12 protein-coding genes are annotated in these 13,209 nt (G+C 38.6%); 10 read left to right on the top strand and 2 right to left on the bottom strand.

The features are described from left to right. Positions 1–510: 510 nt before the first annotated feature. Together ACY45D_RS10495 and ACY45D_RS10490 are read right to left on the bottom strand one after the other, a co-directional pair. Positions 511–1,827: a peptidylprolyl isomerase gene (locus tag ACY45D_RS10495; RefSeq protein ID WP_463106700.1), complete on the bottom strand. Its 1,317-nt coding sequence runs from the start codon at positions 1,825–1,827 to the stop codon at positions 511–513. After that, complete coding sequence (locus ACY45D_RS10490; protein ID WP_463106699.1) at positions 1,827–4,262, bottom strand: LPS-assembly protein LptD; 2,436 nt, start codon at positions 4,260–4,262, stop codon at positions 1,827–1,829. The genes ACY45D_RS10495 and ACY45D_RS10490 overlap by 1 nt, the downstream gene beginning before the upstream one ends. 119 nt (positions 4,263–4,381) lie before the next feature. Between ACY45D_RS10490 and ACY45D_RS10485 the strand changes: the two genes are divergently transcribed. The 10 genes from ACY45D_RS10485 to kdsB all read left to right on the top strand — a co-directional run bounded on the left by ACY45D_RS10485 (position 4,382) and on the right by kdsB (position 13,190). Then, complete coding sequence (locus ACY45D_RS10485; protein WP_463106698.1) at positions 4,382–5,395, top strand: aminoglycoside phosphotransferase family protein; 1,014 nt, start codon at positions 4,382–4,384, stop codon at positions 5,393–5,395. Then, positions 5,395–6,090 carry an N-acetylmuramate alpha-1-phosphate uridylyltransferase MurU gene (gene murU / locus ACY45D_RS10480; protein WP_463106697.1) on the top strand — a complete coding sequence of 232 codons (696 nt, stop codon included), beginning with the start codon at positions 5,395–5,397 and terminating at the stop codon, positions 6,088–6,090. Before ACY45D_RS10485 ends, murU begins: the two co-directional genes overlap by 1 nt. Before the next feature lie 134 nt (positions 6,091–6,224). Beyond that, the gene (rsmG, locus tag ACY45D_RS10475; protein ID WP_463106696.1) at positions 6,225–6,857 is read left to right on the top strand and encodes a 16S rRNA (guanine(527)-N(7))-methyltransferase RsmG; all 633 of its coding nucleotides are present in this window, start codon (positions 6,225–6,227) and stop codon (positions 6,855–6,857) included. Between the two features lie 25 nt (positions 6,858–6,882). After that, a complete protein-coding gene (locus tag ACY45D_RS10470; protein ID WP_463106695.1) occupies positions 6,883–7,665 on the top strand; it encodes a ParA family protein in 783 nt (260 codons plus the stop codon). After that, a complete protein-coding gene (locus ACY45D_RS10465) occupies positions 7,662–8,549 on the top strand; it encodes a ParB/RepB/Spo0J family partition protein (RefSeq protein ID WP_463106694.1) in 888 nt (295 codons plus the stop codon). Before ACY45D_RS10470 ends, ACY45D_RS10465 begins: the two co-directional genes overlap by 4 nt. A 39-nt stretch (positions 8,550–8,588) precedes the next feature. Further along, positions 8,589–9,221 (top strand): MotA/TolQ/ExbB proton channel family protein, encoded by a 633-nt coding sequence (locus ACY45D_RS10460; protein WP_463106693.1) that lies wholly within the window; start codon positions 8,589–8,591, stop codon positions 9,219–9,221. 21 nt (positions 9,222–9,242) lie between these two features. Then, the gene (locus tag ACY45D_RS10455) at positions 9,243–9,665 is read left to right on the top strand and encodes an ExbD/TolR family protein (protein WP_120382551.1); all 423 of its coding nucleotides are present in this window, start codon (positions 9,243–9,245) and stop codon (positions 9,663–9,665) included. A gap of 3 nt (positions 9,666–9,668) precedes the next feature. Then, entirely contained in the window at positions 9,669–11,399 is a 1,731-nt protein-coding gene (gene msbA, locus ACY45D_RS10450) for a lipid A export permease/ATP-binding protein MsbA (RefSeq protein WP_463106692.1), read from the top strand. Positions 11,400–11,405: 6 nt separating this feature from the next. Continuing rightward, positions 11,406–12,425 carry a tetraacyldisaccharide 4'-kinase gene (gene lpxK, locus ACY45D_RS10445; RefSeq protein WP_463106691.1) on the top strand — a complete coding sequence of 340 codons (1,020 nt, stop codon included), beginning with the start codon at positions 11,406–11,408 and terminating at the stop codon, positions 12,423–12,425. After that, entirely contained in the window at positions 12,426–13,190 is a 765-nt protein-coding gene (gene kdsB, locus ACY45D_RS10440) for a 3-deoxy-manno-octulosonate cytidylyltransferase (protein WP_463106690.1), read from the top strand. Positions 13,191–13,209 lie beyond the last annotated feature (19 nt).

The raw sequence follows: 13,209 nt of genomic DNA, 5'->3' as shown, positions 1-13,209 counted from the left end.
GTGACTTAGGCTTAAGTCTAAAACGGTGCTATGAGAATAAAAATGAGTATGCAAATAACGTTGGCTTATGCAAAATATTTGCTTATATGACTTTTTTAAAGAGATATTAAAGAGATGTTGGAGAGAGATTTAAAGCTCTATAGAGCATATTAAAATCTTGTTATAGACCGTTTTGAGATTTAAATACCTAAAGAATATGTGCAATAAAAAATAGAGATAGCTGTAAATAAAATGGATAAATAAGTCACTATTCACGTTATCGAGTATTTTAATTTTAAACAGTACAAATCAATGATGATCACTGCTTAGTAGGTGAAAACAAATTAGTGTTTTACAAGTTGGCGGTTCAGATAGGATGGGCGAGTGGTTGACTTAAATGATCGGTGGTCAGCTATTTTCCTGTTATTTTTTAATTGGGTTGGGTTTATTCTCCGTCAAGTTTTGGCGGCTTATGATATTTAAGTGATAAAAAAACCAGTTGAAATAACTGGTTTTTTTAACGTTTCAATTTTAACTTTCGTTCTTTTTAGGATCTAAGCTTGGATCTTTAATTTCGATATAAGTATTTGCACGCAACTCTCTTAACCAGCTGTCAAACTCTGATTCGAATTGACGTTCACCTAAAATTTGACGCGCCATACGTTTTTGGTATTCGCTGGTCATATCTTGCTTACGTGTTTCAGAAACCAATAGTAAATGCCATCCAAATTGCGTCTCAAAAGGTTTGCTTACTTCACCAACGGTAGCACTTTGCATTGTTTTGTCAAATTCAGGCACCATCATGCCTGGACTCACCCAACCTAGGCTACCACCATCACGTGCTGAACCTGGATCATTTGAATAGGTTGAAGCAAGGGTTGCAAAATCTTCACCCGCTTTTAAGCGATTATAAATGCTGTCGATCATTTGTTTAGCATTTTCAGGACTCACCACTTCTGAGGTTTTGATTAGAATATGACGAGTATTGAATTGCGGGATTAATGCTTTTTGATCATTAGATTTCTTTTCAATCAGCTTTAAGACATGGATACCATCTTTAGCTTGAATTAAGTCGGTGGTTTGTCCTGCTTGTAATGTGCTTACGCGAGCAGCGAGTTCAGCAGGGATGTCTGATAATGGACGGAAGCCCATATCTGCACCATCTACTTTAATTTGCGCTGTGGTAAATTTTTTACCTATCGCATTGGCATCGTTACTGTCTTTTAAGTCAGCACGAACAGATTTAGCGACATTTTCAAGTTCAGCAACAGGTGCATCACCTGCAATGCGCATATGTAGTACATGCGCCTGACTACCAACAGCCGCTTGACCTTCAGGTGATTTTAAGAAGTTTTCAACATCTAAGTCAGTGATTTTAATACGTGACATCACTTGTTGTTGACTCAGTTTTTGAATCAATAAGTCTTCAGAAACGCGATTACGCAATAATTCGTATGTGCCTGGTGCAACAGAATCTAATTTTTGTTGGAACGCTTCTAATGAATTCGAACCTGATTGTTGAGCAATTTTTAAAACAGCTTCATTTAAACTTTTTTCATCTGCTTTTAAAGCGTATTTTTTAACAAGTTCTAATTGTGCATCACGAGTAATCAGTTGATTTAAAACTTGAACTTGTAAAATATTTTGTGGCGGAACGTCTTTTTTCTGTGCTTGAAGTTTATGCACTGCCTCAGCAACACCTTGGTCCAAATCACTTTTTAAAATTGCAGTTGTACCAACAATAGCGACGATTTGATCGCTCGGTGCAGCATAAGAGAAAGTAGAAGCTGAAATGAATAAAGCCAAGCTTGAAGCTTTAAACAAATTTTTAAATTTTTGCGTCTTCATTAATGTGTCCAAGATTGATTTGCTTTGTCAAAACCTAAAATACGATTTTGAAGTAATGAGCTTAATTTGTTGTTTAGACCACCCAGTCCTTTTAAGGTTAGTTCTGCCATCACTGCACGTTTAGGTGAAACAGAAGAATCGGTGACATCGTCAAGATCATTGAAATAAGAGCGACCATAGACAGATACACCCCAACAACAAGACTCATAATTCACACCGAGTAGATATTCACGTGCGACATGATTATCAAGGTCATACTGAATATGTCCCATGATGCGCCAATTGTCTTTAATCGGTTGCATAAATGATGCAACAGCCTGATCGTACTTATCTTGACGATCTGGAAGATTATTTCTATAGAAATAACCGACATTGTAAAGATTGCCTTGTTCACCTGTGTAATACAGCTGGAAATCATGTTGAGCGCTATCACCATTTGACATCCACGCCGAGTTGGTGCTCAAAGTGAAATTCTGAGAGAGCTGACTCGAAAGGCTAATCACTGGCCCTGTACGTTTCTCTGTATCGATATTATCTGTGCTGTTCAGCAAAGTCACTCGGCGATCATCAAAATAATAACTTTGTCCAAGACTGGCACGTAAACGTTCTAAACCGACAGTATCAAAGAGGCTATAACTTAAACCCAAAGACAAAAAGTTATTGTCTTCTAAACGGTCATGTCCATAAAAGCGGTATGGGCTAAATAATTGGTCATAACTGATAGATGCTGAGGTTGAATCAAAGTTAGGATTGTCCTTTTGATTCTTATACGGTGCATAAGCATAGAATGCGCGTGGTGTAATGGTTTGTAGGAATTTACCTTCTTTTTCAAAGGTTAATCCTGTATCTAAAGTGAATTGTGGAACCACGATAGACTTGGTTTTGTTGTCTGAGCCGAGTCTTTGTTCAGTTTCTTGATCGTAGAATGTATTTAAACTACGGACAGACACTTCTGGAATTGCAAATGCCCATGGATTACGGAAATTATAACGTGTTGCAAATTGGTTATATAAACGCGTACCGCTGGGTTGACTGATCGCTGTTGCATCATTGATATCTTTTTGGAAGTAAGCGGTATCGTTATTAAACTCGTATTCCAAACCTTGCGGATTACCTGTCACATAATTTAATAAAAATTGTGGCAATCGCGCATACGGCTTATCAATATCTTGAATAGTATCATCCAAAGTCTGGAAATCTTCGACTTTTAGCTGCGCTTTTAAGCCGGGAATACCGTGTGCGTAATTTAATTCCCATGCACGTCTTTGGTTTAGTTCTGTGCGAGAGTTTGGATTGTTATCTAAATCAGAAAAGAAGTCTTTATCCGATACGTAGTTATATTCTAAATTGGTTGTCCACTGGTTGTTAATTTGCCAATTATGCAAAAAGTGGAAGTCTTTACGATCTTCATCGTTATATTCACGGTCTGATGGAAGATAACTTCCCCAAACGCTACCTTTACCATAATTTTCAGTGAGATAACGGAATTCACCTTGCGCGAATATGCCGCGATCTGTAATCAATCTCGGTGTAATTGTCGCGTCATAATTGGGTGCAAGGTTCAAATAAACAGGCACAGCTAGTTCAAAACCACCGTCATTGGTAAAACCAAAACCAGGACTTAATAAGCCAGTGGTCCGACGATCATCAATCGGGAAGTTGAAATAAGGAACAGCTAAAACTGGTACATCTTTCACATAGAGTTTAGTACCACGTGTTACACCACGCCCCGTATCTTGGTCTAATTCAATTTGATTGGCTTGAATCTTCCACGTTGGTTTTTCATCTGGAGGGCAAGTGGTATAGCTGGCATTTTCTAAAATAATTTTAGTTGGTGAAGTTCTTTCGATTTTATTGGCATAGCCATGTGCATGCGTAACTTCAGCAATATAAAAACTATTGTTTAATTGGCCTGTTTCATCTTTTAGGTTGTAATCAATCTGATCACTTTGTGCAATGATGCCACCTTGGGCCATCTGCACATTACCTTTGGCTTTGGCAAAAGTTTGTGTTTTATCAATGGTGACTTCATCTGCACGAATCATACGTCCAGATTGGTCAATCACCACATCACCTGAAAGTATCGAGTCGCCATTAGGATTGTAATAGCCTTTATCTGCCGTGATGACAGATGAACCATCTTGAGGATTTACAGCTTTAGAGGCACTGCTGAATGGGGTAATCCAAACCCCTTCACAATAACGATTGTTTGGACTATTCGTATCGCGTAATTGAGCTTCAGGGGTATTTTTATCGACATAATATTGTTCAAAGAAGTTTTGCCCTGCATAACTTTCTTTGATGGCAGCATTGAGTTGCGTATTATTGACTTCAGAGGCAGTATTTGTTGATTCTGCATAGCTGGATACTGAACTTCCGCAAAGAAGTGTCAAAATAGCAGTCGCTAAAGGATTAAATTTAAACTGATGCTTCATTTGTCTCATTAACCAAATATGCTAATCGCAATTAATTATTGTCGCATCATAGAGAAAAAGTCGATAAGTAGCTACACTTACCACTTCAAAAATTCAGCCTGAATTAGATTAAATTGCAAATGAATACACAACGTGAACAATTGATACAAACATGGTTAACATCAGTACTCAATTCAGAACAATTTGAAATCCATTTTTTAGCAGGCGATGCGAGTTTCCGTCGTTATGCACGAATTATATTGAATAATAAAACATTTATGCTGATGGATGCACCTCCTGAGAAGGAAGATTGTCGTCCTTTTGTGTCTATTGATGAGTTCTTTGACACAAATGGCGTACGTGTCCCACATATTATTGCTAAAGATTTGGAAAATGGTTTCCTGTTGTTGGAAGATTTTGGTGATGTTTTGCTGTCGACTCAGCTTAATGATCAAACAGTAGATGCACATTATGCACAAAGCTTTAAGCAATTGGTGCAATTGCAATCAATCGCTGAGGCTTCGCATTTACCTGAATATGCATATGAAAAACTGATTTCGGAAATGGAACTGCTGACCGATTGGTTATTGCCCTCATTACAAATCCAAGCCACTACAGAAGAACTTGCGTTAATTAAACGTACTTTTGCGATTCTTGCTAATGCAGCGTTGGCACAACCTCAAGTGATTGTGCATCGTGATTTTCATAGTCGTAACTTGATGATTTTGAATGGCGAAACTGAGCAAGGTGTGATTGATTTTCAGGATGCTGTGATTGGTGCAGATACTTATGATTTGATCTCTATTACACGTGATGCTTATGTACAGTGGAACGCGGAACGAGTTTATCAATGGTTTGAAGTGTTTTATAACTTACTTCCTGCAACTGCAAAACAAGATCGTGATTTTGAACAGTTTAAACGTGATGCAGATCTTATGGCGATTCAACGTCATATTAAAATTTTAGGCATATTTGTGCGTTTATTTGAACGTGATGGTAAGTCTGGCTACCTCAAAGATTTACCACGTGTAATGTGGTATTTACTTGAAGAATCGAAACCATATGCAGAATTACAACCTTTTATGCAATTTATCAATGCTAAAGTATTGCCTAAATTTGAAGAAAAATATGGAAAATACGAGGTTGTAGCATAATGAAGGCAATGATTTTAGCTGCGGGTTTAGGCAATCGCATGCGACCATTAACTTTATATCGACCTAAACCACTTTTAGAAGTGGGTGGGAAGGCATTGATCGTATGGCATATCGAAAAGTTAAAAGCCATTGGTGTAACGGAAATTGTGATTAATTCTGCATGGTTAGCGGATCAGTTGATCGGTACATTAGGTGACGGTTCGCAGTTTGGTGTGACTATTCGTTGGACACGTGAAGACGAGGGCTTAGAAACAGCAGGCGGTATCATCAATGCATTACCATTATTGGGTGTTGAGCCTTTTATTTTGGTGAATGGTGATGTTTGGACGACTTTTGATTTTGCTTCATTATTAAATGTAGATTTGGGTGATGATTTAGCTCACTTGGTTTTTGTAAGCAATCCTGAACAGCATCCAAATGGCGATTTTACCTTGCTAGATAATCGTGCATATACTTTTGATCAGGAAAAACAAGGTGAAAATCTCACCTATAGTGGTGTTGCGGTGATTAACCCTAAAATGTTTGATGGTTTGGAAACTGGTAAGCGACCACTTGCACCATTGCTTAAACAAGGCATGTTAGAGGGTAAAATTTCTGCTGAAAAAATGCAGGCGGCTTGGGTTGATGTAGGTACACCTGAGCGTTTAACAGCTTTAGATTTACAAATTCGTCAGGGTAAATACGCTGAAGTGTAAGTTGGGTGAGGGTTAACTGCATTAATAAGTACAGATAAATCTGCTTAAGTGCATATTAACTCGTCGTTAACTACTGTTCCACGGGCTAGAAATCGGTATACTTCCAGCTAATTTTTTAGAGATGTTATTTGATTATGCATCCATTTTTTCAAGAGTTAAAGCAAGGCAGTCAAAAGCTTGGCTTAAAACTAAGTGATGAAGCATTGGGATTGTTGTTGCAATACCAAGATGCGCTAGTACTGTGGAACAAAGCTTATAATCTAACAGCAATTCGTGATCCAAAAGAAATGTTAGTTAAACACTTGTTGGATAGTTTGAGCATTTTAAATGATTTGCCAGCAGGCCGATTACTGGATATTGGTACAGGTGGTGGTATGCCTGGAATGATCATTGCATTATGCCAACCTGAACGCCAATGTGTGTTGCTGGATTCAAATGGTAAGAAAATTCGTTTTCTGAAACAGTTTATTGCAGACCTAAAATTAAAAAATGTGATTGCAGTTCAGACGCGTGTTGAAAATGAAGACAGCATTGATGAATTGGGTCAATTTGATGTGATCACCAGTCGTGCATTTGCATCATTAACTGATTTTGTAGCAGCTTCACAACCTTATATGCATGCAAGCAGTATTATTGCATCCATGAAAGGTTTGATTCCAAGTGATGAAATTGATGCATTAAAAGATCAATGGAGTTGTGACATTATTGAGTTGCATGTACCACGATTAGATGAACAGCGTCATTTACTTTTATTAAAACAGATCTAAAAAACAGACAAGGATTGGGGTTACCATGGCTCAAATTATTGCTATCGCAAACCAAAAAGGTGGCGTCGGTAAAACCACGACAGCAGTGAATTTGGCTGCATCTTTGGCAGTCTTAAAAAAACGTGTGTTATTGGTGGATATGGACTCTCAGGGCAATGCTACGATGGGGTCTGGTATTCAAAAAAATGATCTATTATATTCTGTAACGGATGTTTTATTGGGTGAAACACCGATTGAAACAGCGATTAGTAAAGCAGAAGTGGGTTATAAGGTTTTAGGCTCTAATCGTGATTTGGCAGGTGTAGAGCTGGTTATTGCTGAGCAAGAAGGTCGTGAGTTTATTCTTCGTGATGCATTAAAAAAAATTGAAAAAGATTTTGACTATATCATTGTCGATTGTGCACCGAGTTTGAGCTTAATTACAGTCAATGCTTTGACTGCCGTACACAGTGTGATGATTCCAATGCAATGTGAATATTATGCTTTGGAAGGTTTGGCGGATCTAACGCAAACCATTGATAAAATTCAGCAAGCACTCAACCCAGATTTAGAAATCATTGGTGTTTTACGTACGATGTATGATGCACGTAATGCTTTAACCCGTGATGTTTCGACAGAGTTGGAACAATATTTCGGTAAGAAGCTTTATGATACAGTGATCCCGAGGAATGTGCGTTTGGCAGAAGCGCCTGCACATGGTTTACCGATTATTTATTTTGAAAAAAGCTCTAAAGGTGCAATTGCGTACTTAAATTTAGCAGCTGAAATGTTGAAAAAAAGTAAAGTGAAAAAAGGAAGTAAAGCATGACCGTTAAAAAAAGAGGCTTGGCGAAGGGTCGTGGCTTAGATGCATTATTAGGTTCAATCCAAAAAGAAAAATTACAGCTTGAAGTTCAAGCGCTTGATCATGGTCAGCTTAAACAAATTGATGTCACTCAATTGAAGCGTGGGACATATCAACCTCGCCGCTTTATCAATGAGCAGGATTTGCAAGAGCTTGCAGCATCGATCAAAAAGCATGGTGTGATGCAACCGATTGTGATTCGTCCTGTGGATGATGAAGAATTTGCTTATGAAATTATTGCAGGTGAGCGTCGTTGGCGAGCTGCACAGTTAGCAGGACTCACTGAGATTCCTGCAATTGTCCGTGATTTAACAGATCAAGTGGCAATCGCATTGGCATTAATTGAAAACATTCAACGCCAAGATTTAAATCCGATTGATCAAGCGTTGGCATTGCAACGTTTCCATGAGGAATTTGGTTTAAGCCACCAAGAAATTGCAGATACTGTCGGTAAAGCACGTACAACAGTGAGTAATTTACTGCGTTTACTGAGCCTTGAAGAAGAAATTAAAGAGTTGATGCAACAAGGTCAGATTGATATGGGGCATGCCCGTGCAATTTTGACCATGAAAGCCAAGGATCAATTACAAATCGCCAAAATTGTGATTGAAAAAAGTTTATCCGTTCGTCAAACCGAGCAATTGGTTCGTGACTGGAACGAGCCAAAACAGGAAAAGTCTAAGCATCCTCAAGCACCTGATGTACAGCAGCTTACACAAAAGTTGTCTGAGCGTTTTAGTGCAAGTGTGAAACTAGATTACAACAAACAAGGTAAAGGGAAATTAGTCATTAGCTATAATTCATTGGATGAATTGGATGGCATTTTAAATATCTGCTTAGCGGAATAATAATTTTTAAACGGTTTAAATAAAATTGGGGAACTGAAGATGTGGGAACTTGTAAAGGCTGGCGGCTGGTTAATGCTGCCATTGGTTTTATGTTCAATTTTTACTGTTGCAATCTCTATCGAGAGGTTTATACGGTTAAAGCGGTCTTTGGTTCTCCCTAAATCGTTAATGATGCAAAAAGGGCGTAGTTTAGATGACGTTCTGGATGTTATAGAGCAAGATAAATCTGCTGGTCAGACGTCTTTGGGGTATATCTTTAAAGATGGCATAGATGCTTATTCTCAAGGTGAGGATTATGCACGTGCGCAAATGGAAGCAACTGCATCACGTGAAATTGGTTATTTAGAAAAAAATATTAATTTTTTAGGTACCTTAAGCGCTGTCGCGCCATTATTGGGGTTATTAGGTACAGTTGTTGGAATTATTGAATCATTTTTGGTCATCGATTTGGGATCTACAGCAAATCCAACCATGATGATTCCAGGGATTTCCAAAGCATTGATTACCACAGCGGCTGGTATGGTGATCGCAATTCCTGCTTTGTTTGCGTATCGTTATTTCCAACGTTTAGTTCAAGAATATGTGGCTGAGTTGGAACAACAAGCAACTTTATTTCATGCCTCTTTATTTTTTCAAAAACACCATGAAAAAGATCAGAAGAAAGCTGGTTAATCATTCATAAGGGGTGTTTAGATGAAATTTAGACGTAAAACGGTTGAAGATATTCATATCAATCTCACACCAATGATTGATTGCTTGCTGTTTATTTTGGTGATTTTGTTGCTTACTACGACTTTCAACCAGCAGAGTCGCATTAACTTATCGTTACCAGATGCACAAGGTGTTCCACCAAAAGAATATCAAAACAAGATTGAAGTCATGGTAGACTCAACAGGGCATTATGCTGTCAATGGTCAGGCACTTTCGAGTAAAGAAGGTGCAGATTTAAGCACTGCAATTAAACAAGCAGCCAATGATCGTCGCGATCTTATGTTTATCATTGCTGCTGATGCAAAAGCAACACATCAAGATGTTATACGTGTTATGGATGTCGCAGGACAACTCGGCTTCGTTAATATCAATATTAGTACTAAAGTTCCATCCCGAGGTTATTAATCAGTGAAACAAGATTTTAAGGTCTATATTCGCCTTTTATCGTATTTAAAGCCATATTGGGGAATAGCCTTATTCGTTGTTATCGGATTTGGGATTAATGCAGCAACGGAAGTTTCTGTTGCTAAATTACTGAAATTTATCATTGATGCGATTCAAGGTGGTAACCGTGGTGATTTGGACTGGTTTCCCGTTTTAATTGTGTTGCTTATTTTTTTCCGTGGTCTAGGTTTGTTTATGGGTGGCTACTTTACAGCAGTCATCTCTAGAAGTTTGGTGTTTAGTATTCGTCAAGAAATTTACGCTAAACTTTTAAAACTTCCATCTCAATATTATTTAGACAATTCATCGGGTCATATTACCGCAAAGATCATGTACAACGTGGAGCAACTGACAGCAGCTTCATCGGAATCGTTAAAGATTTTGGTCCGTGATGGTGCAATCACACTTGGTTTAATGGGCTATCTGCTCTATACCAATTGGCGTTTAACCCTGTGTATTTTTATTTTTGTTCCGATTATTGGTTTGTTGGTACGTAAAGCATCTAAGCGGTTACGCAAACTTTCTTTGCAAGTGCAAAATACTATGGGTGATGTGAATCACATCGTGCAAGAAACGGTAAGTGGAAATGCTGTGGTAAAAAGCTTTGCGGGTGAGGAAAGTGAACAGCAACGTTTTTATAAATCATCTCAAGAAAACTTAAAACGTGGCTTGAAAATGGTGGTGGTACAAAACCTCAACAGTCCGCTTGTGCAGTTGGTGATGGCTTTTGCGCTCAGTATCATCATTTGGTTGGCATTACGTCCACAAATTTTAGGGGATACTTCAGCAGGTGAATTTGTTGCATTTATTACCGCGGCAGGTTTATTGGCGAAGCCAGTAAAAAGTTTGACTGATATTAACGAAAAGTTACAACGTGGAATGGCTGCTGCCTACTCAGTGTTTGAGTTGTTAGATTTGCCTCAGGAAGAGAATACAGGAACACTGCAACCGACTTTACATGGTGCAATTAAATTTGAGCATGTAGATTTGGTTTACAAAGATAATGTTAAAGCAATACAAGATTTTAATTTAGATATTCAAGCAGGGCAAACTGTCGCTTTAGTTGGGCGATCAGGTGCAGGAAAGTCCTCTTTAGTGAATATGTTGGTACGCTTTCAGGAAATTAGCGCTGGGCAAATTTATCTTGATCAAATCCCAATCCAAGATATCGAACTGACGTGTTTACGTTCTCAAGTCGCTATGGTAAATCAGCAAGTGGTGCTGTTTGATAGAACTGTGCGTGAGAATATTGCGTATGGGCAATTAAATAAAGCAACAGATGAACAAGTCATTGCAGCTGCAAAAGCAGCCTATGCGCATGAGTTTATTATGGCTTTGCCGCAAGGTTATGATACGCCTTTAGGTGCTCAAGGCTTGAGTTTGTCAGGTGGGCAGCGTCAACGTATTGCGATTGCACGTGCTATTCTAAAAGATGCCCCTATCTTAATTTTGGATGAAGCAACGAGTGCTTTGGATAATGAGTCTGAGCATTTTATTCAGAAAGCTTTTGATGCAGCAATGCAGGATCGAGATCGTACAACAATCGTGATCGCACATCGCTTATCAACAATTGAAAATGCAGATTTGATTGTGGTGATGGATAAAGGGCGTATTGTAGAACAGGGTACACATGCTGAGTTGTTGGTACGCCAAGGTGCTTATTATCAGCTTCATCAACGTAATTTTGAGGAATAATTGTAGATGGCTATTGCGCAAATCATTCAAGATGCTTGGAATAAGAAAGCCAAGTGGTTGATTGTGTTGCGCCCATTGTCATGGCTTTATCAGTTTGGGTTTACGCTTAATAAAAAATTATATCAGTATGGATTAAAACGTAAATTTAAAGCACCAGTTCCTGTGATGATTATTGGTAATATTACCGTTGGCGGTAGTGGTAAGACCCCATTATTGATCCAACTGGTGAAATATCTCCAGCAACATCAAGTTCGAGTCGGTGTTATTAGTCGTGGCTATGGTGGGCAAGGCCCATTTCCTGCTTTAGTGAGTTTGGAATCTGTACCTGATGTGGTTGGGGATGAGCCTTGTTTAATTGTTCAATCCACCAATGTGCCAATGGCTGTCGGTGGCAACCGCCAAGCGACGATTGAACTGTTACTTAAGCACGATGATTTAGACTTGATCATTAGTGATGATGGTTTGCAACATTGGGCCTTGGAGCGTCAGATTGAATGGATTGTTTTGGACAATAACCGGGGTTTAGGCAATCAGAAAATATTACCAGAAGGTTATCTGCGTGAACCTGTCAGCCGTTTAAAGCACAGCACAGTAATTGAACATGCACAACATCCACATTCCGATCTAAATATGCATTTGCAAGTTGCTGAACCTTATTTGCTCAATCCACTTTTTGATCAATCTGAACGGTTTGATGCAAATCAAGATTTTTATGCTGTGGTGGGGATTGGTTTTCCACAACGGTTTTACGATACTTTAGAAAGTATTGGTGTACATCAGTTCCAATGCCATGAATTTCCAGATCATTATGATTATGAAATTGATGATTTACAATTTGAAGATTTAACACCGATTATCACAACTGAAAAAGATGCTGTTAAAATATTACCTTTGTTAAAAAATCATCCTTCATTTAACCGTGAAATTTGGATCGTTCCAGTTGAAGCGGTATTATCTGAACAATGTTATCAGTTACTTAACAAACAACTTACTCAGCTTGGCATTGATTTAATACAAGGTTATTAGATGAAACATATCGTTATTCCTGCTCGTTTTGCAAGCTCGCGCTTACCTGGAAAGCCACTTTTAGAAATCCATGGTCGTGCCATGATTTTACGTGTTGTCGATCAGGCTCGAAAAGTACAAGGCTTTGATGATTTGTGTGTTGCTACAGATGATCAACGTATTGTGGATTTATGCCGTGCGGAAGGCGTTGATGTGGTGATTACCAGTCCAAATCATCCTTCAGGTACAGACCGTTTAAGTGAAGTTGCGCAAATTAAAGGTTGGGCGGAAGACGACATTATTGTTAATGTACAGGGTGATGAACCTTTGCTACCTGCTGAACTGGTGATTCAAGTCGCGCAGTTGTTGGAAGAAAAACAGCATTGCTCAATGTCTACCTTGTGCGAACCGATACATCAACTTGAAGAATTTCAGCGTGATAGTATTGTAAAAGTGGTGATGTCAAAGTTTAATGAAGCGCTATATTTTAGCCGTTCGCCCATTCCTTATGACCGTGATGCTGCAAAACAAGTTGAGCAAAAGTTGCATCAGCATGCTTATCGTCATTTGGGTTTGTACGCATACCGTGTGAAATTGTTGCAAGAATACGTCACGTGGGATGTAGGAAATTTAGAACAATTGGAAAGCCTAGAGCAATTACGTGTGTTGGAGAATGGTCACCGTATTGCAATTGATGTTGCTCAAGTCAACTTACCACCGGGTGTGGACACGCAGGCAGATTTGGATCGTTTAAATGCAATGGATATAGCGTCCTTTGCATCATAAGAATCATCATCTTTTTAAT

This window comes from Acinetobacter sp. BZX-2, from assembly GCF_055179795.1.
This window is presented reverse-complemented; position numbering and strand designations above follow the sequence as displayed.

Excerpts from the sequence above, each read along its gene's own strand:
- ACY45D_RS10470 (WP_463106695.1), top strand. The coding sequence starts at position 6,883 with ATGGCTCAAATTATTGCTATCGCAAACCAAAAAGGTGGCGTCGGTAAA.
- murU (WP_463106697.1), top strand. The coding sequence starts at position 5,395 with ATGAAGGCAATGATTTTAGCTGCGGGTTTAGGCAATCGCATGCGACCA.
- ACY45D_RS10490 (WP_463106699.1), bottom strand. The coding sequence starts at position 4,262 with ATGAAGCATCAGTTTAAATTTAATCCTTTAGCGACTGCTATTTTGACA.
- ACY45D_RS10455 (WP_120382551.1), top strand. The coding sequence starts at position 9,243 with ATGAAATTTAGACGTAAAACGGTTGAAGATATTCATATCAATCTCACA.
- rsmG (WP_463106696.1), top strand. The coding sequence starts at position 6,225 with ATGCATCCATTTTTTCAAGAGTTAAAGCAAGGCAGTCAAAAGCTTGGC.
- ACY45D_RS10465 (WP_463106694.1), top strand. The coding sequence starts at position 7,662 with ATGACCGTTAAAAAAAGAGGCTTGGCGAAGGGTCGTGGCTTAGATGCA.
- kdsB (WP_463106690.1), top strand. The coding sequence starts at position 12,426 with ATGAAACATATCGTTATTCCTGCTCGTTTTGCAAGCTCGCGCTTACCT.
- ACY45D_RS10485 (WP_463106698.1), top strand. The coding sequence starts at position 4,382 with ATGAATACACAACGTGAACAATTGATACAAACATGGTTAACATCAGTA.
- ACY45D_RS10495 (WP_463106700.1), bottom strand. The coding sequence starts at position 1,827 with ATGAAGACGCAAAAATTTAAAAATTTGTTTAAAGCTTCAAGCTTGGCT.
- ACY45D_RS10460 (WP_463106693.1), top strand. The coding sequence starts at position 8,589 with ATGTGGGAACTTGTAAAGGCTGGCGGCTGGTTAATGCTGCCATTGGTT.
- lpxK (WP_463106691.1), top strand. The coding sequence starts at position 11,406 with ATGGCTATTGCGCAAATCATTCAAGATGCTTGGAATAAGAAAGCCAAG.